Origin of the sequence: Bartonella sp. AP30XZML (assembly GCF_042195945.1) — a bacterium.
GTDB lineage: Bacteria > Pseudomonadota > Alphaproteobacteria > Rhizobiales > Rhizobiaceae > Bartonella.
Map to the genome: position 1 here is coordinate 233,608 of NZ_JBHIPJ010000118.1, position 21,199 is coordinate 254,806.

The following is a 21,199-nucleotide window of genomic DNA, read 5'->3' on the forward strand; positions in this document are numbered from 1 at the left end:
ATTACTACTCTGATGTATGGAAAAATATTATGACTACTGAAATTCGTGTTCCTACTTTGGGCGAATCGGTTACCGAAGCAACGGTTGGCAAATGGTTTAAAAAACTTGGCGAAGCTGTCGCTATAGATGAGCCTTTGGTTGAATTAGAAACTGATAAGGTAACCGTTGAAGTTCCTTCTCCTGTTGCTGGGAAATTATCTGAAATCATTGCAAAAGAAGGCGATACGGTTGAAGTAAATGCTCTTTTAGGAGTGGTGAAGGCTGGAGAAGCTGGTATCTCCCAATCACTTTCACCTTCTGCTACACTTGTTCCAGCGGCTTCATCTGAATCGGAGAAGCCTGCTTTGAGCAGTGCAATGCCTCCTTCTCCTTCAGCAGCAAAATTGATGGCTGAAAATAATGTTGCAAAAAGCGATATTTCAGGTTCTGGAAAACGTGGACAAATTCTTAAAGAAGATGTTCTTGGTGGATTAAAACAAAGTACAAATGCTCCTACACCCTCTTCTTCTGCGACGAGTTCTTCGGCAACTCCTGTCCAAGAAACACGTGAAGAGCGGGTTCGTATGACGAAATTGCGTCAAACAATTGCTCGCCGTCTTAAAGATGCACAAAATGTAGCAGCAATGTTAACCACATTTAATGAGGTTGATATGTCAGCGGTGATGGATTTGCGCAAGCGTTATAAGGATCTTTTTGAAAAGAAACATGGTGTTAAGCTTGGTTTTATGGGTTTTTTTACCAAGGCTGTTTGTCATGCATTAAAAGAACTTCCTGCTGTTAATGCAGAGATTGATGGGACAGATATTGTTTACAAAAACTATGTCAATGTTGGAATTGCTGTTGGAACGGATAAAGGGCTTGTTGTTCCAGTGGTGCGAGATGCAGATCAAATGTCATTGGCAGAGATTGAAAAAGAGATTGGTCGTTTGGGGCGTCTTGCGCGTGATGGAAAATTAGCCGTTTCTGATATGCAGGGCGGAACTTTTACCATTACCAATGGTGGTGTGTATGGATCGTTGATGTCAACACCGATTTTGAATGCACCACAATCTGGTATTTTGGGAATGCATGCGATTAAAGAGCGAGCAATGGTTGTTGAGGGTCAAGTTGTGATCCGCCCCATGATGTATTTAGCGCTTTCTTATGATCACCGTATTGTGGATGGGCAAGAAGCTGTGACTTTCCTTGTGCGTGTTAAGGAAAGCTTAGAAGATCCGGAACGCCTTGTTCTTGATTTGTAAAATACAGTTTTCAGGATGAAAGGAGAAACGGATGACTTATGATGTGGCTGTGATCGGAGCGGGTCCAGGTGGTTATGTAGCAGCAATAAAAGCGGCGCAACTGGGACTTAAAGTAGCAATTATTGAAAAGCGTACAACATTAGGAGGAACATGTCTCAACGTTGGTTGTATTCCTTCTAAAGCGTTGTTGCATGCTTCAGAAGTGTTTTCTGAAACCCAGCATGGTTTTGAAACGCTTGGTATTTCTATTGGTAAATCTAAGCTTAATCTTGAACAAATGATGGTTCATAAGAAAGCTGTGGTGACAGCCAATACGAGTGGTGTTTCTTTTTTGATGAAAAAAAATAAAGTTGATACTTTTTTTGGGACAGCCAAAATTTTGAATGCGGGTCATGTGGAAGTTGTTGCCAGAGATGGTAATAAACAAACAATTGAGACAAAAAATATTATTATTGCTACCGGTTCAGAGAGTTCAGGCATTCCAGGGGTGAATGTTGAAATTGATGAAAAAACTATTGTTTCTTCTACGGGAGCTCTTTCACTTGAAAAAGTACCAACGCATATGATTGTAGTAGGTGCTGGTGTCATTGGCTCAGAACTTGGATCAGTTTGGAGCCGTTTAGGTGCTAAGGTGACCATTATTGAGTATCTTAATAAAGTTTTGGGCTCAATGGATGGTGAAGTTTCACGGCAATTTCAGAAATTAATGGAAAAACAGGGGATTGAATATAAAACGGGTGCAAAGGTAACAGCTGTTACACAATCTGGCTCAACGGCTCAGGTGAGCTTTGAATCTGTCAAAGGTGGTGAATCTGAAACTTTAGAGGCTGATGTTGTGCTTATTGCTACTGGACGTTCTCCTTATACAGAGGGGCTTGGATTACAAGAGGCTGGTGTTCAGTTAGATGAACGCGGATTTATTGCAATTGATGCTCATTGGCAGACGAATGTTCCAGGAATTTATGCGATTGGTGATGTCGTAAAAGGGCCAATGCTAGCACATAAAGCAGAGGAAGAAGGCGTTGCTGTGGCAGAAATTTTGGCAGGTCAAAAAGGGCATGTTAATTTTGATGTTATTCCTAGTGTTGTTTATACACAGCCGGAAATTGCGAGTGTAGGAAGGACAGAAGAAGAGCTAAAAACTGCTGGTATTGAATATAATGTTGGCAAATTTCCTTTTATGGCCAATGGTCGTGCACGTGCAATGCAAAAGAGTGATGGGTTCGTTAAAATTCTTTCTGATAAAAAAACAGATCGGGTATTAGGGGGGCATATTCTTGGATTTGGTGCTGGTGAAATGATCCATGAAATTGCAGTTTTAATGGAATTTAGTGGTTCATCAGAAGATCTGGGACGTTGTTGCCATGCACATCCTACCTTATCAGAAGCCGTGCGTGAGGCAGCTTTGGCAACATTTGCTAAACCACTTCATATTTAAAAAGCTTTTAAAAAGTACATTTTAAAAGGCACATGAGGCAGAAAATATTAGTGAAGTATGCAACAACATTTTAAAACTTTAAAAAAATATAACCAATTGTATTGAAATGTTCCATTTGTTGTATGCTTTTCGATAATTACTGTTTTAGATGTCTGTTGTGCACTATCGTTTAGAGCGGTGGTGTTTAGTCTATGTAAAGTTTTATATATGGGGTAGTTTTTATACTGTTATAAAATATTTAAGATAGGATTCTGAGCCTATCTGCGTGCTTTGTGTTAAGAAAACATCTCTCAAAGTGCCAAAATCTACTTCGCGAGGGTGTTCGTGAATGGTATAGCTGTAAAAGTTCCTCTTGAAATATATGAAATTCATTCAAACTGTTATAAGACCTATTGTGCACATCATCTTTATGTTTAGTAAAAGTACACGCTGGCATTATAATACACTTTTTCAGTTCTCAATATTGCTAAAGCTCTTTATTATTGAGAGTTTTCATAAGAGAATTTTTATTCTGTTCTTTTATCATTTTACCTCACACGCTCGTTTTGTTTGTGATGTGCAGACAAAAGATTTTAATTACTTCAATGTGAGAGAGTTTGTGATTAAGAGAATTTTACATTATTCAGCGTTATGAATCAAGTTGAAAATGATGATTTATTGTTATAAATCAAAGCGTTATATATGAAGAGGGAAGTCAAAAGGAATTCACTCAAAGAAATTGAATTGTTTAATGATTGGTGTAGGTTAAGGATCTTTGTCATTTAAGATGAAGAGGCGAGGAATTGAATATTCTACAAAATACCGCTCTTCTTTAAAAGAGCGGTATTTTTATATCTTTTGTTTATGACACTATCTTTTGTTTATGACACTATCTTTTGTTTATGACACTATCTTTTGATGATAATGACAAGTTATACAGTGTGATTAAATTAGTTTTTTCTTCTCTGTTTTTCTTGATCATTGCTCGCTATGTCTTAAAAAGATGCTATGTCTCTTCTTTAGGGTTGTTAAGAAATCGCAATGTTGCCAAAATATAACGAATAGCTAAAATTTTTTTGAAAACCATAATTACACGAGAATATTAAATTTGTTTTCATTGGGCAGTTTTGTGATAACTTAAAAAATCAAGCATATGCTTTCTATAGGTACTAAAATTGTAATTTTTTATCCTCTTGTTGTTCTCTTATAAAAGTGGGAAGCCCCATATGATCAAGATATTTAAGGAAAGGGTGGGGTGGTAATTCTTCCACATTGACCATAGTTTTAACATCCCATTCACCTGTGGCAATAAGAAGAGCTGTTGCGGCTGCTGGTACGCCAGCCGTATAGGAAATACCTTGTGCCCCAGTTTCATGAAAAGCTTGTTTGTGATCGGCTATATTATAGATAAAAATTTCTCGCAGGTGTCCATCTTTTTCGCCTTTAATAAGATCTCCAATACAGGTTTTTCCTGTGTAGTCTGGGGCGAGAGAGGAAGGGTCGGGTAAGACGGCTTTCACGACTTTCAAGGGCACGACTTCTTGACCTTCTGCTGTTTTAATCGGTTGTTCGGATAAGAGTCCGAGGTTTTTCAGAACCGTAAAAACAGTGATATAACGATCACCAAATCCCATCCAGAAACGGACATTCTCTACATCAAGATTTTTGGAAAGTGAATGAATTTCATCATGTCCTGTCATATAGGCTTTTTGTTTTCCCACAACGGGAAGATCCCATTCATGGCTGACTTCAAACATTTTATTGGAAGTCCATTTTTTATTTTGCCATGACCATACTTGTCCTGTAAATTCACGGAAGTTAATTTCTGGATCAAAATTTGTAGCAAACCAACGTCCATGATTTCCGGCATTAATATCAATAATATCAATATCTGTGATTTTATCAAAATAATCATCGCGCGCTAATGCTGCATAAGCATTCACTACACCTGGGTCAAAACCTGCTCCTAAAATAGCGGTTATACCAGCTTTTTCACATTCTGGACGCCGAGGCCATTCATAATTGCCATACCAAGGAGGTGTTTCACAAATTTTCAATGGGTCTTCATGAATCGCTGTATCGATATAAGCGCATTTTGTTTCAATACAAGCTGAAAGAACAGACATATTAAGAAAGGCAGAACCAACATTAATGACAATTTCACATTTGGTCTTTTGGATGAGCTTTATAGTTTCTTCTACATTCATGGCATTGAGCGAATGGCTTTTGAGAACACCTTGCTCTTTCATTGTGTTTTTTTCTTTAATAGAAGCAATGATGGTTTCACATTTTTTGAGTGTTCGTGAAGCAATATGAATTTCACCAAGAATATCGTTGTTTTGAGCACATTTGTGTGCAACAACTTGTGCAACACCTCCAGCACCAATAATGAGAACATTTTTTTTCATTGTAGGTCCATCTCCCTTTTTAATACTGTTGTATGACGTTTTTTATGGTTTATCTTTATGAAAGGCTTTCCTGATAGTCGTTATAGCTGAATTGGCGTTGAAGTGTTAATGTACCATCGCACTCTTTGAGAACAATAGCAGGCATTGTAACGCCATTAAACCAGTTTTTCTTGACCATTGTATAACCTGCTGCATCCTGAAAAGACAGTCTATCGCCTATTTTAAGAGGTTTTTGAAATTGAAATGTTCCAAAAATATCGCCGGCAAGACAAGATTTTCCACAAATCATAATTTCGTGTGGTCCTTGATTAGGTTCTAATTTAGCATTTTCACGATAAATGAGAAGATCGAGCATATGTGCTTCAATTGAGCTATCAACGATGGCTAGATTCTTTTCATTATACAATGTGTCAAGAACACTGACTTCTAATGTGGTGCTTTTGGTAATAGCAGCTTCTCCTGGTTCTAGAAAAAGAGTGACACCATGAGTTTTAGAAAATTGTTTTAAGCGTTTTGCGAAAGCTTCTAGAGGATAATTTTCAGCCGTAAAATGGATTCCGCCGCCAAGGCTTATCCAGTCAACAGCAGAAAAAAGTTCTGCAAATTTTTCTTCCATATACCCAAGCATTTGGTTAAAAAGATTAAAGTCAGCATTTTCACAATTGTTATGGATCATCAATCCGTTGATAAGAGGCAGAACTTCTTTGATAGCGCTTTGGTTTGTTTCTCCTAAGCGGCTAAAAGGGCGTGAGGGGTTGGCAAGATCAAAATTTGATGCGCTCATTCCTGGGTTTAACCTTAAACCTCTTTGAATGGTTTTTGTTGCATCAGAAAAGCGTTGAAGCTGTTGGATGGAATTAAAGATGATTTTATCTGCATAACCACAGGCTTCATCAATTTCATCATCTGCCCAAGCCACTGAATAAGCATGGGTTTCTTTGCCAAATTTTTCTCTTCCTAAACGTAGTTCATAAAGGGATGATGATGTGGTTCCATCCATGAACTCAGACATTAAATCAAAAACACTCCATGTGGCAAAACATTTTAAAGCAAGTAAAATTTTAGCTCCGGACATTTCCCGTAAAAGAGAAATTGTTTGCATGTTTTTGATGAGTTTCGATTTGTCTATAAGATAATAGGGGGTTTTTATCATCATTTATTCATTCTTTTTTGAAGGATCTTATTGCCAAGATCAACGTTTAGTACAAAGAGTAACAGAATGTCTCAAGAAAAAAGAATCTTAAGAAAAGAATCTGTTTCTGTCTAGCAAGAGAAAGGCTTTCTGTAATTACTGTTGTTTATTATGTTGAGTTTTTTGTTATGAGTATGAAAAAAAAATTATATTATGCTTTAGCTTTTGTATTTGTTAGCATTTTTTTCATTATAATAACCACTCTTGTTAATTGGGAGCAAAATAGAAGTGACGCTAAAGCCAAACTGGTTACTCATACTTCTGTCCAAGATAGTTCGGTGCCTCTGATTTTTACGGGGCGTAGAGAACTTAATGGTTTCAAAGGTTATCGTCATTATCGGCGTGGTTATCGTAAATACAGTGATAATTGGTGGTATCCTGAAGTGGCATTTGTTACATCACCGCACTTAAGCACAAAAGGCGCATCATTAAAAGTTGTACCAGATGCTAAAAAAGTGTTTTTAACGTCTTCTTCGGAAAAATTAGAAAAAAAAGAGTCATGGATGCTTAAACAACATATTGAATCTTGCCGTGCGCGTTATCGCTCTTATAATAAAAATGATAATAGTTTTCAGCCTTTTCATGGGGGGCGTAGGCAGTGTTTATCACGCTTTTTTAAAGGATAGAAATTAAATAAAATTTTAATTGCTTCTTGTCGTGGGCGTTATTGTTCTTACAATAAAGAGAAGACTTGTGTGGTGCGCAGTATTTTCATGCAAGCATTGTTTTTTTTTAAATTTAAATGCTTTTAAGTTTTATTAAATCTTATTATCATTAAGTGTGGAATGGGGGGTGAGAATATAAGTTTTTGTTTTGTCGATGACAAAATATTAAGGTAAAATGGAGTTTAAAGAATGACAACACGGGAAGCAATGTTGGTATTGCTCGTTTTGCTTCCCTTTGGTGGAAGTGCTGTCATTGGCTTTTTTCGTTCGACAGCAAAAAATAATGAAGCGTGGTTTGCTGGGGTCGTCGCACTTTTCTGTCTTATTTTTACAATAATGCTTTATCCGGAAGTTCGCGGAAACCACATAGTGCGTTTAGATATTTCTTGGCTTCCAGAATGGGGAAGCGATTTGATTCTCCGCATAGATGGTTTGTCGTGGCTTTTTTGCTTGCTTATTACAGGGATTGGGCTGCTTGTTGTCATTTATTCACGTTATTACATAGATTCAGCGGATTCTGTACCGCGTTTTTTTTTCTTTTTTTTGGCCTTTATGGGATCAATGATAGGAATAGTTTTATCAGGTAATCTCGTCTTTTTGGTTGTTTTCTGGGAACTTACCAGTATTTTTTCTTTTTTGTTGATCGGCTATTGGTACCATAATGCAAGTGCGCGTGAGGGTGCGCGTATGGCTCTAACGATCACAGGTTTTGGCGGCTTTGCTCTTTTTATTGGAGTTTTATTGATTGGGTATACTGTTGGCAGTTTTGATTTGGATAAGGTGCTACAGTCTGGAGATATGATCCGGTCAAGTTCTCTTTATAGTCCTATCCTTATTTGTATTTTATTGGGAGGGTTAACAAAAAGCGCGCAATTTCCCTTTCATTTTTGGCTACCTAACGCGATGGCTGCTCCAACTCCCGTATCGGCTTATTTGCATTCGGCAACAATGGTAAAAGCGGGATTGTTTTTGCTTGTTCGTTTATGGCCTGTGCTCTCTGGAACAGAATCTTGGTTTTGGCTGGTTGGCTTTTCAGGACTCTCAACTCTTCTTCTAGGTGCCTATTTTTCCATGTTTCAGCAAGACTTGAAAGGACTGCTTGCTTACTCGACTATTAGTCATCTTGGATTAATTACAACACTTTTAAGTCTTGGTAGTCCACTTGCATGTGTTGCGGCAATCTTTCATATGGCCAATCATGCTACTTTTAAAGCTTCTTTATTTATGGCTGCTGGCATTATTGATCACGAGACGGGAACACGTGATATGCGTAAACTGTCAGGGCTTTATCGTTCTATGCCTATCACAGCAACTCTTGCTTTAGTTGCGAGTGCAGCGATGGCTGGGGTTCCTTTGTTGAATGGTTTTTTATCGAAAGAGATGTTTTTTGCTGAAGCTGTTGAAACGCATATGGAATCATGGCTCGATTGGATTGCGCCTTATGTGGCAACGCTAGCTAGTCTGTTTAGTGTGACCTATTCTATACGCTTTATTCATGGCGTTTTTTTAGGACAAAAGCCTGACAATTTACCCAAGACTCCCCATGAACCACCGCATTTCATGCGTTTACCAATGGAGCTTTTGGTGTTTATTTGTTTAGCGGTTGGTATTTTTCCTAATTTAACAATAGGACCTATTTTAGATAATGCGGTCGTGTCTGTTTTAGGAACAATGACAATTCCTTATAGTTTGGCTGTTTGGCATGGGTTTAACACTCCATTAGTGATGAGTTTTGTTGCATTATTAGGGGGCGGATTGCTCTATGCTGTCGGGCATCGTTATTTTTTATCCTGTGATGATGGGGCTCCTTTTTTCCGTCACTTAAAAGGACCGCGTATTTTTGAACGCATTCTCGTAATTATTTCTTGGAAATGGGCCCGTGCGGTGGAATCTGCTTTGTCAACACGCCGTTTGCAGATCCAATTGCATTGGATTTTTTGGGTCTGTTTTGCCTTTGTTGGTCTTTTACTTTGGTGCGATGGTTTCATTCCAGTGGGGACATTACCGCTTTTTCCACTTGATATTCCTTTTCTCGCTCTTTGGCTGGTTGGCGGATTATGTGCGCTTTTAGTTGCTTGGCGAGCAAAGTTTCATCGTCTTGCTTCACTTATGCTTTTAGGGGGAGCTGGTTTGATGACTTGTGCAACCTTTTTATGGCTTTCTGCTCCTGATTTAGCAATAACACAATTGGTTGTTGAGGTTGTTACAGTCGTTTTATTATTGCTTGGTTTACGGTGGTTGCCTAAACGTTTGCATGACCCTGGGCCAGCTGCTGTTCGTTTTTGGGTTCGCTTGCGTCGTTTCCGTGATTTCATCATATCCCTTGTAGGAGGTGCTGGTGTAGCATGGCTTTCTTTTGCAGTGATGACACGTCCCCAAGGTACAACGATTTCTGATTTTTTTCTAACGCATGCTTACTCAGATGCTGGTGGTCGCAATGTTGTGAATGTGTTATTGGTTGATTTCCGTGGTTTTGATACCATGGGAGAAATTGTGGTTTTGGGTGTTGTTTCCCTTACTGTTTTTGCCCTATTACGACGTTTTCGTCCTGCGCCTGAGAGTATTGATGCGCCTTTTCAACAACGTATCCAGAAAGCCTTTGATATAGCACAGCCTAATCGAAATGTGGGAGATACAGTATTGAATTATTTAGCTGTTCCTGCTGTTATTATGGGTTGGCTCTTTCCGATTATTATCGCTTTTGCTATTTATTTATTCATGCGAGGGCATGATCTGCCAGGAGGTGGATTTGTCGGTGGTATTACTTTGGCAATAGGATTTATTTTACAATATCTTGCACGCGATATTCGGTGGGTGGAAACGCATTTGAGAGTTTTACCTTTGCGTTGGATAGGCTTTGGCTTATTGTTGTCAGTCGTAACGGGGATGGGCTCTTGGTTTTTTGGATATCCTTTTTTAACATCCTTTTTTCGATATATTCATCTTCCGTTAATTGGGAAAGTTTCCATGGCATCCGCTTTTTTGTTTGATTTTGGTGTGCTTTCTCTTGTGTTAGGAGCAACTGTTCTCATTTTAATTGCACTTGCACACCAGTCAATTCGGAGTTACCGAATCGGTAAGAAACCTATTTTAAAAGAGAAGGAAAATTAATGGAAATTGTTCTTTCTTTGGGTATCGGTGTTTTTGTCGGATCAGGTATTTGGCTTGTTTTGCGTCCACGTACTTTTCAAGTCATTCTTGGTTTGTCCTTGATCTCCTATGGTGTTAATCTTTTTATATTTTCAATGAGTAGACCGCGTAGTAATGCTGCTCCAATTGTTGATCCTACCCCTGTTATTAATCCAGCTAATTATGTCGATCCTCTCCCACAAGCCTTGGTTTTAACTGCAATTGTGATTGGTTTTGCAACAACAGCTTTATTTTTAGTTATCTTGTTGGTTTCACGTGGTTTAACGGGTTCTGATCACGTTGATGGACGTGAGGTGCAATAATGGAAATAGGAGTGCATCATCTCCTTATTTTGCCTATTCTTTTGCCGTTAATCACTGGAGCACTTCTTCTTTTTTATGATGAACGTCGTGCAAGACTTAAATCATTCATCAGTCTTTCTTCTGCGGGACTGTTGGTCGTTACTGCTATTTTATTGATTATACGTACTCTTGAAATAGCACCGGCTTGCGATGTTTATCGACTTGGTAATTGGCCGTCTTCTTTTGGAATTGTTTTAGTCCTTGATCGCTTAAGCGCTATGATGCTTTTACTTTCCAGCTTGTTGATGACTAGCGTGTTGGTTTTTGCGCGGGCTCATTGGTACAAAGCTGGTTCTCATTTTCAGTCACTAATGCAATTTTTTATGGTGGGGATAAATGGTGCTTTTTTGACTGGTGATTTATTTAATTTATTTGTGTTTTTTGAAGTTATGTTAACAGCTTCCTATGGGCTTGCTTTGCATGGTTCTGGTCAGACACGCGTGCGCGCAGGGTTGCATTATGTCGTGGTTAATCTTGTTGCTTCATTATTTTTTTTAGTTGGTATAGCGCTCATTTATGGAGTCGTTGGTACTCTTAATATGGCCGATTTGGCTGTTAAAATAAAATATATATCTTCTACAGATATTGTTTTGTTCGAAATAGGTGTTGCACTTTTAGGTATTGCTTTTTTGCTTAAAGCGGGTATGTGGCCGCTTAATTTTTGGTTGGTGCCAACTTACAGTGCAGCAGTAGCACCAGTTGGAGCTTCTTTTGCACTTTTGAGCAAGGTGGGTATTTATATTATTTTACGTTTAACGTTGCTATGGTTTGGTTCTGAAAGTGAATATTTTAACCATTTTGGTCATACGGTTTTGTTTTATGGTGGGCTTGCCACTATGATTGTTGGTTTTATTGGGGTATTGGCAAGCCAAGTTTTGGTGCGTTTGGCAGCTTATAGTGTCCTTGTCTCTTCTGGTACATTGTTGGCCGCGATCGGGATCGGCAATGCAGCACTGACAGCAGGTGCACTTTTTTATATTGTTTCTTCAACTTTAGCACTGGGAGCTTTTTTTCTTTTGGTAGAGTTGGTTGAACGCTGTCAAGATGTGGCTGCAAATGTTCTTGCTGTCACAATGGAGGTGTATGGTGACGATGAAGAGGAGGAAGAAGATGAAGTTGGCATCTATTTTCCGGTAACCTTGGCAATTCTTGGAGCTTGTTTTGGTATTTGTGCCATTTTGATTATTGGATTGCCGCCTTTTTCTGGTTTTGTTGCTAAATTTATGATGTTCATGGCAATTTTAAATCACAGTAGAGAGGATTTTTCTGTCTCTCTACCGGTTTACCAAGATTGGCTTTTTGTAGTTTTTGTCACTCTCTCTGGTTTTGCGGCTTTGATTGCATTGACACGAACGGGTATCCGAACTTTTTGGGTTTCTCTTGAAGGGCGTATTCCCCGTGTGCAAGTGATAGAATTTGCGCCTATTGCCGTTCTCCTTGCTTTGTGTTTTCTTATAACAATTGTAGCCAGTCCTGTTAGTCATTATATGTCTGAAACTGCTAAGACTTTGTATGAACCTCAAAACTATATTGGGAGCGTTTTAACGGATTTTTCTCTCGAAAATAGGGAGGTGAGTAAATGAATCGTTTTTGTCCTTCCCCTTTTTTCAGTGGTGTCATTGTCCTTATGTGGCTTATTTTAAATGGTTTTAGTTTAGGGCAATTTCTTTTAGGGATTTTAACCGCTTTGTTTTGTGGTTGGATGATACGGCTTCTGGAGCCGGAGAAGGCTGTTATTAAAAGCTGGAGTGCGGTTTTTCGTCTCGTTTTTCGAGTATTTATAGATTCTATATTCTCAAATGTTTCGGTGACTTGGTTTGTTTTAACAAAAAGGTCTCGAGAGCAGAAATCTGGTTTTATTGTAGTACCTCTTCTGCTTCATAATCGCACTGCTTTGGCTATTTTAGCATGCATCCTTTCGGCAACCCCTGGAACTGCTTGGGTTGCCTATAATAGTAAAAAGGGTGAACTTTTGCTTCATGTCTTAAATTTTAAAAATGGATATGATTACAAACAGTTGATCAAACAACGGTATGAGCAATTGCTTTTGGAGATTTTTTTATGAGTATGGTGATTCTTTATTGGGGGCTTTTCTTTTCACAGTTTTTTTTAAGTTTAGCGGTGATTTTCGCGCTGTTTCGGTTGATTCGTGGTCCACGGGCGCAGGATAGAATTGTTGGTTTGGATGCCCTTTATATAAGCACTATTCTTTTGTTTCTTACATTCGATATTCGTTCAGGAACAACCGCTTATTTTGTCGCAGCTCTCATTATTGGATTGTTGGGATCTGTCTCAAGCATCGCTTTGGCGAAATTTCTTATGCGGGGGGAGATTATTGAATGAAAGATGATATATCGCTTGTGGTTGCTATTGCTATCACAGTTTTCTTAATATTAGGGTCTGGATTGACATTGATCGCAACGATAGGTTTGGTGCGTTTTTCCAATTTTTATAAGCGTTTGCATATGCTTTCAGTATGTACGAGTTGGGGCGTTGGTAGTATTCTTATTTCTTCATTTCTTTATTCAATATTTGTGGACCATTATTTTGTTTTTCATGAAGTGTTGCTAATGTTTTTTTTATTTTTAACAGCACCGGTAGCTTCTATGTTGCTCTCACATACAGCAGCTTATCGACATCATTCAGAAGAACAGTCAGAAAAACCGCTGGCTCTTTTATTACACCAGACGGAGGAAAAGTCATCCACGTCAGAAGGAACATCAAGAGATGAGAGCCAGCGCGGTTCTTGAAATGTAAGAACCTTCTTTATTCTGTGCTTTTTTCTTCTACACAGTGGATGGGCTTTTCTTCTTTTGGATCATTAATAAGATCGTAAAATATGGCTTCATTTTTAGTTACCCACCAAATGTATTGACCACCCACATATTTTCCTCCAGAAGCGGCAATTACATTAGAACCAACGATGCGCTTACCGTTCCATTTTAAATCAACAAGCGCAATATTGCCAGCATTATGATAAGTTGCCTCAACATGCTCTTTGCTTGTTCCCATGTCGCATTGATAGGAGACGGTCTCTGTTGTTGGTTCTGGATCATTTGGTACTTCAATGACTAAAGAACTTGCTAATGCATTAATTGAACCGAGGAGGAACACACTTAACGTAATGAAAAATTGTTTAGTAAAAGAAATTTTTTTCATAATATTTCCCGTGTTATTTAAAATAATAATGTTGACTCATCTTTACATAGGATAGGTTTTTTTTCTTCTGGATCCTGAGCAAGGTCATAAAGCGTGACTTCTTTGTTCTTCTCCCACCAGATGTACTGAGCTCCTGCAAATTTTGCTCCTGTTGCCGCGATGACATTAGCAGCAATGACACGATCACCGTTCCATTTGAAATCAACCAACGAAATATTGTCAGCATTAAGATAAACTGCCTCTACGCGCTCTTTACCTGTTTCAGTATCACACTGATAGGTAATGGTCTCTGTTTTGGGCTCTGGATTGTCTGGTACTTCAATGATTAAAGAACCAGCTAAGCTATTGTTTGAGCTGAAGAGTGATAAACTTAAAGCGGTGAAAAATCCTAAAATGTGCAAAGTTTTTTTCATGATGCTTCCCTATATTCCTAATATTGTGCACAAAGAATAATTTGACTGATACGATGGTGTCTACGGCAGGATTCGAACCTGCGACCCCAGGATTCATACCACTTCGATTTTCACCGCCAGCCTTATCGGCTGTTTGTGGTCTGGACTGTCTCTTCACCTTAAAGCTTTTGCTCTTTAGGTGCTGCCCGTTCAGTCTCTACACCTTTCTCTCATTTGAAAAGAGACTTGGCTCGGGATTGGCATATAGTCGCCCATGAAGCTTTCCCCGAATTTGAGCAGATTCACTTTGAGGATTTCTCCTCAAAGTGCCCAATTTCTTTAGGAATCCTGTGCTCTATCCTACTGAGCTACGCAGACATCATCATATTTAATCTTTAATAGAAGTATAAAAACGAATCAATTATATTCAATATGAATTAACGAATTTCTGTTAATTTTTGTTCCAAAAAGGATAAAACTGCATCTGGTGAAACATTTTTTGCAATAAATGATTGGCCAAGTCCGCGTGTTAAGATGAAAGTCAAATTGTTTTGCGAAACTTTTTTATCTTGGGCAATGAGAGTCATTAAAGTTTCAGCATCTGGTAGACCCCCTGGGATATCCTTTAATTGTGTAGGCAATCCTATAAATTTGAAGTGCGCTTCAATGCGTTGTGTAAGCGTGGGGCTTATTAAATTTAATTGAGCAGAGAATTGATGAGCTAGAATCATCCCAATTGCTACGCTTTCGCCATGGATTAAACGGTTGGAGTCATAAGCGGTTGCTGTTTCAAGCATGTGTCCAAATGTATGGCCAAGATTTAAGAGTGCACGCTCTCCCGTTTCGTACTCATCGCGTGCTACAATGTCAGCTTTAAATTGGCATGAGCGAACAATGGCCTCTGTTCGCATAGGGCCATTAGAGAAAATTTTCTGCCCATTTTTTTCAAGCCACTCAAAAAAGTCAGGTTGGTTAATGAGACCGTATTTTACTATTTCTGCGTAGCCAGCGCGAAATTCGCGCGGCGGCAGGGTATCAAGAAGACACGTATCAGCAATAACGCATTGTGGTTGATAAAAAGCACCGATAAGATTTTTGCCATATTGGCTATTGATTCCAGTTTTTCCACCAACAGAGGAATCAATTTGTGCAAGAAGCGTTGTGGGCATTTGAATGAAGTTCATACCACGGCGGATTATACTTGCCGCAAATCCTGCTAGATCGCCAATGACACCACCGCCAAAAGCAATAACACAGTCGCCTCTTTCTAAACGCGCAGCAAGAATTTGATCGATGACAACTTGCAGGGTTGAAAATGATTTTGATTGTTCTCCCGCTTCTACAATAATAGGGACAGTATGAATTTTATTTTTTGTTAATTCTGCTTGCAATATCTCCAAATGAAGGGAAGCAACATTTGTATCTGTAACAAGCGCCAAGCGCGTTTGATGAGGATCTTTTTTATTAAGAGCATGTTTAATTTGTGAAGCAGCTTGTGTAATCAGACCCGGACCAATGATGATATCGTAACAGTGTTTGTCCAGTTTAACAGTAACGGTTTTGGTTTGCATGCTGGTTATCCCTATTGTTAATTTCTGTGTATAGGTAGTGCTGTACGGATCGTATAACATTTTGTGCTACGGTATGACGGCTTTCTTTATGACTGTTAATTGTTAAGTTTGCCTTTGCATAGATAGGATAACGCTGTTCCATGAGTTTTTGCATGGTTTCTTTAGGATTGGCTGTTTGAAGCAAGGGACGTGTCGGGTGCTTTGAGACACGTTGCATGAGGATATCAAGATCGACTTTTAGCCATATGGATATACCATTTTTGTGAATGGCTTTTCGGATATTTTCATTTATATAGGCACCACCACCTGTTGCTAAAACAAGGGGATTTTTTTTCATGAGGTTTAGAATAACACGCTGTTCAAGAGCACGAAATTCGGATTCACCATAAATTTCAAAGATTTCCGTAATTGTCATTTGTGCAGCTTTTTCAATTTCTTGGTCAGAATCATAAAAAGGTAAACGGAGCATGGTGGCGACGCGTTTTCCGATCACTGATTTGCCTGCCCCCATAAGACCAACAAGGACAAGTGCTCTTTCATCAAGGGACGATAAGAGCTGATTCTTTATTTGTGTTATGGGGACGCGTTTTGGTCGATTGCTTTTCATAACTTTATTTCGGCATTTATCCATCTTAAAGTCAATTCCTGTTAATCTTTGTGAGGCATAATACGAGATAGAATATTTTTGGGTAGGTTATTGTCTTATGCCAACATTGACTAGATTTTTGATGATTCTTTTCATTTTGCTTTCTGTTCTTTTCATTATAATGGGTGCTCTTGTGGTTTGGGTTGAACCAGTAACTGTGGATATGTACATTGATGTTCCCTTGGATTCATGGAATCTTTCTACGGAAGCGAATCAATGAAATGAAAAGTGGTGCTGTGATAGATCATTTTCTTGAGATGATGAGTGCGGAGAGAGGGGCTTCGTCTCATACGCTTGCGGCTTATCAGCATGATTTGCAGTGGGCACAAGACGAATTGTCTTCACACTCTGTTTCGCTTTTTTCAGCACAAAAAGAAGATTTAATTACCCTTTTGTCGCTTATGCATACTTTTGGTTTTGCGGCATCGTCGCAAGCGCGCCGTTTATCAACTTTGCGTCAGTTTTATCAATTCCTTTATGCTGAAGGGTTGAGAGCAGATGATCCCTCTCATGATATTGATGCACCTCGTCAGAGGCGTCCTTTGCCCAGAATCATGAGTGAAGATGCAGTGATAAAATTGCTTGATTTTGCGGAGTTAGAAGTCAATCAAGCAGACTATGGGTCCAAAGGTTATTTCCGTGCACTGCGTCTTCAGCTATTGATTGAAATGCTTTATGCAACAGGGTTACGTATTAGTGAGTTGGTGAGTCTGCCGGTTCAGTCTGTTCGAAGGAAGGAATACAGCGTTTTGGTTCGTGGTAAAGGCAAAAAAGAACGAATGGTGCTGTTATCAAAAAAAGCATGTCAAGTTCTTTCACAGTGGTTAAACTTGCGTGATCAGGGAAAGGATGCTACGAGTTCTTATCTTTTTCCTGCGCATTCCGAGACAGGATATATTGCTCGTCAAGTCGTTGCACGAGAGTTGAAAAATCTCGCTAGAAGAGCAGGGATAGGAAGTGATAGCTTTTCTCCCCATGTGTTGCGTCATGCTTTTGCTAGTCATCTTTTGCAAAATGGTGCTGATTTGCGTGCCGTTCAACATTTGTTAGGTCATTCTGATATTGCTACCACTCAGATTTATACCCATGTGTTGGAAGAGGGACTTTATCGTTTAGTCAATGAGCATCATCCACTTGCCGATGAGCAAAAGGCTCGTTAAAGAAAAGGTGATGTTTTTGAAAAAGACTTTATAAAGCAAATTATAAGTGTATAAGTGACACTGAATGAGTTGATACAAATGTATAATTATCTTGATTTTGAAAAACCAGTTGCTGATCTTGATGGGAAAATTCTTGAATTAAAAAAAATTTCTCAGGAAAAAGGCAGTCTTGATATGAGTGACGAGATTGCTCGTCTTGAAACGCGTTCCCAAACAGCGTTGCGCGATATTTATAAAAAATTATCGCCGTGGCAAAAAACACAAGTCGCTCGTCATCCGGATCGTCCCCATTTTATGGACTATTCTAAACGCCTATTGAGTGATGTTACGCCTTTGGCCGGAGATCGCAAGTTTGCTGAAGATGAGGCTATTCAAGCGGGGTTTGCACGCTTTAAAGGTGAGGCCATTGCTTATATCGGTCAAGAGAAAGGTCACGATACGGAAACACGTTTGCGCTATAATTTTGGTTCTGCACGTCCAGAAGGCTATCGTAAAGCTGTACGTATTATGGAAATGGCTGACCGCTTTGGTTTGCCACTCCTCACTTTTATTGATACAGCAGGTGCTTATCCTGGGGTAAGCGCTGAAGAACGTGGGCAAGCGGAAGCAATTGCTCAATCAACAGCTACAACTTTGCGTTTGAAAGTTCCTGTAGTTTCCGTTGTTATTGGAGAAGGCGGTTCTGGAGGGGCGATAGCAATCGCGGCTGCCAACAAAGTTTATATGTTGGAGCACGCAATTTACTCTGTTATTTCACCAGAAGGAGCAGCTTCTATCTTATGGCGTGATCCAGCTCGTGCAAAAGATGCTGCAATGAATATGCGTATTACCGCTCAAGATTTGTATCGCTTAAAGATTATTGATGGCATTATTTCGGAACCTTTAGGGGGAGCGCATCGTGGCAAAGAGATTGTCATTGATGCAACGGGTGATGTTATTTCAGAGGCTTTAAAAGCTATGGCTGGAAAAGATGGTCAAGTGCTTAAACAAGAGCGAAGGGAAAAATACCTTCAAATTGGTCGATCTCTAACATAGGTTATTTTTTGTGAGGGGTGTTGGATTGGAGTTTTATTCGATGACATTTAGCAGATTCCTCGCTGTGTGTGTGTTGTTTGTAATGGGACTATTGACAGCATGTGAAGGAAGATTACCAGCCTCTATTCGCGCTAAAGTTGAGCAGCCGTTGCCGCAAGAAATCAAAAATAGAATGGTTCTGTATGATATAGATCCCTATGCACCGATTATGATGCGGTTTTTTAAGGAAGAAAATCTTGCTGAAGTTTGGAAGCAATCTCGTTCAGGACCTTTTATCTTGGTTGCTCGCTATGGCATTTGCAAATGGTCTGGTAAGCTTGGACCTAAATATAAAGAAGGGGATCTTCAAACACCAGAGGGTTTTTATACTATTAGCGCAAACCAAATGAATCCTTATTCAAAATATTATCTCTCTTTTAATATAGGATTTCCTAACCTTTATGATCAGGAAAATGGTCGCACAGGAAGCAATCTTATGGTGCATGGTTCTTGCTTTTCCGCAGGTTGTTATTCTATGAGTGATAAGAACATGGCTCAGATTTATGCGTTTGCACGGGATGCTTTTAAAGGAGGACAAAGAGAGTTTCAGTTGCAGGCTTTTCCTTTCCGCATGACCGAGGATAATATGTCACGTCATAGCAAGAATCCTCATTATCAATTCTGGATTATGCTTAAGAAAGGTTATGATTTTTTTGAAAAAAATCGTCAACCTCCAACTGTTGAGGTTTATGGAAAACGTTACGTTTTTAATCGCGATATTGATAAAAATTCAGTTTCTCTAATGCAGTGAGTGGTATTGTATCCTACTGCACCGTAAACACTATCACTTAATAATGGTGATACAGGATATGCAAAAACTTTGCACATAAGATGTTTAAGTGAGTGGTCAATATTTTAAAGTGCAGAGTTTTTTCATAGAGCTTTATGTAAGTAAATCATATGAAGTGGGAAGCCAAGAGGAATTTTCTCAAAGAAGTTGGATTGTTTGCACATCGTTACTGGTATCAATCTTCGTTTTTAGTGAAGAGTAAGTTAATATAAAATGTACCTCTCTTTTTATTTCTTTCAAAGAGTTTTATTCTTTTATGCTGTGAAATATTGTCTTGTCGTGCTGTTATATAAGATACATTCACATATTTTAAAATGCGATATTGCCTCTGTCTAATTTTGGTTTTTTTCTTAACAGGGATTTTGATTTCAATTAGCTTGAATAAATATAGAGTTGAGCAGAATATTTTAGAACCAAGAATTTGGCCAATCGGTCTGTGAAATGAATCACATGAAATGGTTTGCAGATGAAGCGCATTTAGAGAGAAAACAATCTATTTGCAGATTGATGGGTATTAAATTTTGTATCATAACAATTTGATTTATAATGATAATTTAGTTTTTAAGTCAAATTAGAACCCTGAATACCGTAAGCTTCTCTCATTTCAAAGCCGTTCCATGTTGAATAAATTAAAACCATTTGCTTGCACGTTACAAGCGGGGATAGCCGCGTGGGTGAAACTGTGCAAGAAAGACTAAAATGCTTTTTACAAACCGTCTCAAGTACCAAGAGCTGTTTCAACATTGGGAATTAGCAAAGTGTGTAATGGTGCCGGTTTGCTCCTTTAAAAGCATAAAGATGGTGGTGCTAATGAATTTAATGTTATATCATTGAAGGGGAGAAAAAATTAAAATTTTATTCCTGGAATGACCAGGGGATTTTCTAAGAGAGCTGTTTTGTCTGCAGTATCTATTGCTGGTTTATTAAAAAAAGCATTGAGGAGCTTTTGTATTGCGTCTTTTTCAACACCATCGGCAATGATGACGAAACGTGTTTGTTTTATTCCTTTTGGCCATGCTGGCAATCTTATGGGAGGATGAAAAAATGTTTGTACGCCATGTAATACAAGTGGGCGATAAGGGTCATCACGTAATGCGATAATTGCTTTAATACGTAATAATTTTGTACCATAACGCTCTTGTAGGAGATCTAAAAAAGCCTCAATTGTGGCGTAATCAACAGGACCCCCACAGTTTAGTGAAAAGGTACGAATGGTTTTATGGGGGCTATGATCATGTGGGGTAGTCGTAAGATTTTGTTTAAGTTTTGTATTTTCTACTTTTTCATCCCATAATGTGTTATTTATTAATAGATTTGAACAGAAATCTTTAGAATGGGCGTCAATGATTTGTGCTGTAGGATTCATTGTTTTAAGTGTGCTAAGGAGTGCATCTGAAAGCGTTTGTGGGTCTCTAAGATCTGTTTTGGTGAGAATGATTTTATCAGCAAATATTAATTGTTTATATATTTCAGGATAGCGCTCACATATGGAAAGTGGGCTTAATGTATCAAATGTTGCAAGAACAGCATTTATGGACAATGTTTGAATAAACAATGGGTGGCTTAAAAGTATTTGTAAAATAGGGGCGGGATCAGCCATCCCTGTGGTTTCAATGATAATATGATGGAGTTGTTTGATCTGTCCTGTCTGAACGCGATTTATTAAATCAATTAATGTGTCGATGAGATCACTGCGTAAATTGCAGCATAAGCAACCATTGGCAAGCTCAATAATTCCTTCTGTTGTTTTTTCAACCAGAAGGTGGTCAATACTGATTTCGCCGAATTCATTGATGATAACAGCACATTCTGTTAGAAGAGGGTCTTGTAGCATACGGTTGAGCAAAGTTGTTTTGCCAGAGCCTAAAAAACCCGTAATAAGCGTGAGAGGGATGCGCTTTATTTTCATGTTAATCATCAATCATAGTTTTGTTTTTAAAAAATATATCTCAGTATGTCTAACCAATTTATAATGATGTCCGTGAGGGATGTA

At 38.7% G+C, this 21,199-nt stretch carries 19 protein-coding genes; 12 read left to right on the forward strand and 7 right to left on the reverse strand.

The genetic code is table 11. From position 1 onward, the window contains the following. The first annotated feature begins 29 nt into the window (after window positions 1–29). Window positions 30–1,241 (forward strand): 2-oxoglutarate dehydrogenase complex dihydrolipoyllysine-residue succinyltransferase, encoded by a 1,212-nt coding sequence (odhB, locus tag ACFIL2_RS10100; protein WP_375680109.1) that lies wholly within the window; start codon window positions 30–32, stop codon window positions 1,239–1,241. Between the two features lie 31 nt (window positions 1,242–1,272). Beyond that, the gene (gene lpdA / locus ACFIL2_RS10105) at window positions 1,273–2,679 is read left to right on the forward strand and encodes a dihydrolipoyl dehydrogenase (protein WP_375680108.1); all 1,407 of its coding nucleotides are present in this window, start codon (window positions 1,273–1,275) and stop codon (window positions 2,677–2,679) included. Window positions 2,680–3,827: 1,148 nt separating this feature from the next. On the opposite strand, the gene ACFIL2_RS10110 is transcribed toward lpdA, so the two are convergent. Together ACFIL2_RS10110 and ACFIL2_RS10115 are read right to left on the reverse strand one after the other, a co-directional pair. Further along, window positions 3,828–5,066, reverse strand: coding sequence for a saccharopine dehydrogenase NADP-binding domain-containing protein (locus ACFIL2_RS10110; protein ID WP_375680107.1), 1,239 nt, complete (start codon window positions 5,064–5,066; stop codon window positions 3,828–3,830). 55 nt (window positions 5,067–5,121) lie between these two features. Beyond that, window positions 5,122–6,219, reverse strand: a complete 1,098-nt coding sequence (locus ACFIL2_RS10115) for a carboxynorspermidine decarboxylase (RefSeq protein WP_375678887.1) — start codon at window positions 6,217–6,219, stop codon at window positions 5,122–5,124. 167 nt (window positions 6,220–6,386) lie between these two features. Here ACFIL2_RS10115 and ACFIL2_RS10120 point away from each other — a divergent pair, with 167 nt between their 5' ends. From ACFIL2_RS10120 to mnhG, 7 genes are all read left to right on the forward strand, one after another. Beyond that, on the forward strand, window positions 6,387–6,884 hold the full coding sequence (locus tag ACFIL2_RS10120; RefSeq protein WP_375680106.1) for a BA14K family protein: 498 nt from the start codon (window positions 6,387–6,389) through the stop codon (window positions 6,882–6,884). A 228-nt stretch (window positions 6,885–7,112) separates the two neighbouring features. Further along, window positions 7,113–10,034, forward strand: coding sequence for a monovalent cation/H+ antiporter subunit A (locus ACFIL2_RS10125; RefSeq protein ID WP_375680105.1), 2,922 nt, complete (start codon window positions 7,113–7,115; stop codon window positions 10,032–10,034). After that, window positions 10,034–10,375: a Na+/H+ antiporter subunit C gene (locus ACFIL2_RS10130; RefSeq protein ID WP_375617427.1), complete on the forward strand. Its 342-nt coding sequence runs from the start codon at window positions 10,034–10,036 to the stop codon at window positions 10,373–10,375. Before ACFIL2_RS10125 ends, ACFIL2_RS10130 begins: the two co-directional genes overlap by 1 nt. Beyond that, a complete protein-coding gene (locus tag ACFIL2_RS10135; protein WP_375633621.1) occupies window positions 10,375–11,997 on the forward strand; it encodes a monovalent cation/H+ antiporter subunit D in 1,623 nt (540 codons plus the stop codon). The genes ACFIL2_RS10130 and ACFIL2_RS10135 overlap by 1 nt, the downstream gene beginning before the upstream one ends. Then, entirely contained in the window at window positions 11,994–12,479 is a 486-nt protein-coding gene (locus ACFIL2_RS10140; protein ID WP_375617425.1) for a Na+/H+ antiporter subunit E, read from the forward strand. Before ACFIL2_RS10135 ends, ACFIL2_RS10140 begins: the two co-directional genes overlap by 4 nt. Next, window positions 12,476–12,757, forward strand: a complete 282-nt coding sequence (locus ACFIL2_RS10145) for a K+/H+ antiporter subunit F (RefSeq protein WP_375633620.1) — start codon at window positions 12,476–12,478, stop codon at window positions 12,755–12,757. The genes ACFIL2_RS10140 and ACFIL2_RS10145 overlap by 4 nt, the downstream gene beginning before the upstream one ends. After that, window positions 12,754–13,164: a monovalent cation/H(+) antiporter subunit G gene (gene mnhG / locus ACFIL2_RS10150; RefSeq protein WP_375633619.1), complete on the forward strand. Its 411-nt coding sequence runs from the start codon at window positions 12,754–12,756 to the stop codon at window positions 13,162–13,164. Before ACFIL2_RS10145 ends, mnhG begins: the two co-directional genes overlap by 4 nt. A 16-nt stretch (window positions 13,165–13,180) precedes the next feature. On the opposite strand, the gene ACFIL2_RS10155 is transcribed toward mnhG, so the two are convergent. The 4 genes from ACFIL2_RS10155 to ACFIL2_RS10170 all read right to left on the reverse strand — a co-directional run bounded on the left by ACFIL2_RS10155 (window position 13,181) and on the right by ACFIL2_RS10170 (window position 16,143). After that, entirely contained in the window at window positions 13,181–13,573 is a 393-nt protein-coding gene (locus tag ACFIL2_RS10155; protein WP_375633618.1) for an MliC family protein, read from the reverse strand. A gap of 17 nt (window positions 13,574–13,590) precedes the next feature. Then, window positions 13,591–13,986 (reverse strand): MliC family protein, encoded by a 396-nt coding sequence (locus tag ACFIL2_RS10160; RefSeq protein ID WP_375617422.1) that lies wholly within the window; start codon window positions 13,984–13,986, stop codon window positions 13,591–13,593. 416 nt (window positions 13,987–14,402) lie between these two features. Continuing rightward, window positions 14,403–15,536 carry a 3-dehydroquinate synthase gene (gene aroB, locus ACFIL2_RS10165; RefSeq protein ID WP_375617421.1) on the reverse strand — a complete coding sequence of 378 codons (1,134 nt, stop codon included), beginning with the start codon at window positions 15,534–15,536 and terminating at the stop codon, window positions 14,403–14,405. Next, window positions 15,511–16,143: a shikimate kinase gene (locus tag ACFIL2_RS10170; RefSeq protein ID WP_375636458.1), complete on the reverse strand. Its 633-nt coding sequence runs from the start codon at window positions 16,141–16,143 to the stop codon at window positions 15,511–15,513. The genes aroB and ACFIL2_RS10170 overlap by 26 nt, the downstream gene beginning before the upstream one ends. 260 nt (window positions 16,144–16,403) lie before the next feature. On the opposite strand from ACFIL2_RS10170, the gene ACFIL2_RS10175 reads away from it, so the two are divergent. The 3 genes from ACFIL2_RS10175 (at window position 16,404) to ACFIL2_RS10185 (ending at window position 19,167) form a co-directional block, all read left to right on the forward strand. Beyond that, on the forward strand, window positions 16,404–17,342 hold the full coding sequence (locus tag ACFIL2_RS10175) for a site-specific tyrosine recombinase XerD (protein WP_375617420.1): 939 nt from the start codon (window positions 16,404–16,406) through the stop codon (window positions 17,340–17,342). A gap of 78 nt (window positions 17,343–17,420) precedes the next feature. Then, the gene (locus ACFIL2_RS10180; RefSeq protein ID WP_375633734.1) at window positions 17,421–18,377 is read left to right on the forward strand and encodes an acetyl-CoA carboxylase carboxyltransferase subunit alpha; all 957 of its coding nucleotides are present in this window, start codon (window positions 17,421–17,423) and stop codon (window positions 18,375–18,377) included. 40 nt (window positions 18,378–18,417) lie between these two features. Further along, window positions 18,418–19,167 (forward strand): L,D-transpeptidase family protein, encoded by a 750-nt coding sequence (locus tag ACFIL2_RS10185; RefSeq protein WP_375633615.1) that lies wholly within the window; start codon window positions 18,418–18,420, stop codon window positions 19,165–19,167. An 886-nt stretch (window positions 19,168–20,053) separates the two neighbouring features. On the opposite strand, the gene ACFIL2_RS10190 is transcribed toward ACFIL2_RS10185, so the two are convergent. After that, window positions 20,054–21,115: a CobW family GTP-binding protein gene (locus ACFIL2_RS10190; protein WP_375680104.1), complete on the reverse strand. Its 1,062-nt coding sequence runs from the start codon at window positions 21,113–21,115 to the stop codon at window positions 20,054–20,056. Window positions 21,116–21,199: the final 84 nt, after the last annotated feature.

What these genes read in the sequence shown, in the direction of transcription:
- odhB (WP_375680109.1), top strand. Translation starts at nt 30, where the DNA reads ATGACTACTGAAATTCGTGTTCCTACTTTGGGCGAATCGGTTACCGAA.
- lpdA (WP_375680108.1), top strand. Translation starts at nt 1,273, where the DNA reads ATGACTTATGATGTGGCTGTGATCGGAGCGGGTCCAGGTGGTTATGTA.
- ACFIL2_RS10110 (WP_375680107.1), bottom strand. Translation starts at nt 5,066, where the DNA reads ATGAAAAAAAATGTTCTCATTATTGGTGCTGGAGGTGTTGCACAAGTT.
- ACFIL2_RS10115 (WP_375678887.1), bottom strand. Translation starts at nt 6,219, where the DNA reads ATGATAAAAACCCCCTATTATCTTATAGACAAATCGAAACTCATCAAA.
- ACFIL2_RS10120 (WP_375680106.1), top strand. Translation starts at nt 6,387, where the DNA reads ATGAGTATGAAAAAAAAATTATATTATGCTTTAGCTTTTGTATTTGTT.
- ACFIL2_RS10125 (WP_375680105.1), top strand. Translation starts at nt 7,113, where the DNA reads ATGACAACACGGGAAGCAATGTTGGTATTGCTCGTTTTGCTTCCCTTT.
- ACFIL2_RS10130 (WP_375617427.1), top strand. Translation starts at nt 10,034, where the DNA reads ATGGAAATTGTTCTTTCTTTGGGTATCGGTGTTTTTGTCGGATCAGGT.
- ACFIL2_RS10135 (WP_375633621.1), top strand. Translation starts at nt 10,375, where the DNA reads ATGGAAATAGGAGTGCATCATCTCCTTATTTTGCCTATTCTTTTGCCG.
- ACFIL2_RS10140 (WP_375617425.1), top strand. Translation starts at nt 11,994, where the DNA reads ATGAATCGTTTTTGTCCTTCCCCTTTTTTCAGTGGTGTCATTGTCCTT.
- ACFIL2_RS10145 (WP_375633620.1), top strand. Translation starts at nt 12,476, where the DNA reads ATGAGTATGGTGATTCTTTATTGGGGGCTTTTCTTTTCACAGTTTTTT.
- mnhG (WP_375633619.1), top strand. Translation starts at nt 12,754, where the DNA reads ATGAAAGATGATATATCGCTTGTGGTTGCTATTGCTATCACAGTTTTC.
- ACFIL2_RS10155 (WP_375633618.1), bottom strand. Translation starts at nt 13,573, where the DNA reads ATGAAAAAAATTTCTTTTACTAAACAATTTTTCATTACGTTAAGTGTG.
- ACFIL2_RS10160 (WP_375617422.1), bottom strand. Translation starts at nt 13,986, where the DNA reads ATGAAAAAAACTTTGCACATTTTAGGATTTTTCACCGCTTTAAGTTTA.
- aroB (WP_375617421.1), bottom strand. Translation starts at nt 15,536, where the DNA reads ATGCAAACCAAAACCGTTACTGTTAAACTGGACAAACACTGTTACGAT.
- ACFIL2_RS10170 (WP_375636458.1), bottom strand. Translation starts at nt 16,143, where the DNA reads ATGAAAAGCAATCGACCAAAACGCGTCCCCATAACACAAATAAAGAAT.
- ACFIL2_RS10175 (WP_375617420.1), top strand. Translation starts at nt 16,404, where the DNA reads ATGAAAAGTGGTGCTGTGATAGATCATTTTCTTGAGATGATGAGTGCG.
- ACFIL2_RS10180 (WP_375633734.1), top strand. Translation starts at nt 17,421, where the DNA reads ATGTATAATTATCTTGATTTTGAAAAACCAGTTGCTGATCTTGATGGG.
- ACFIL2_RS10185 (WP_375633615.1), top strand. Translation starts at nt 18,418, where the DNA reads ATGACATTTAGCAGATTCCTCGCTGTGTGTGTGTTGTTTGTAATGGGA.
- ACFIL2_RS10190 (WP_375680104.1), bottom strand. Translation starts at nt 21,115, where the DNA reads ATGAAAATAAAGCGCATCCCTCTCACGCTTATTACGGGTTTTTTAGGC.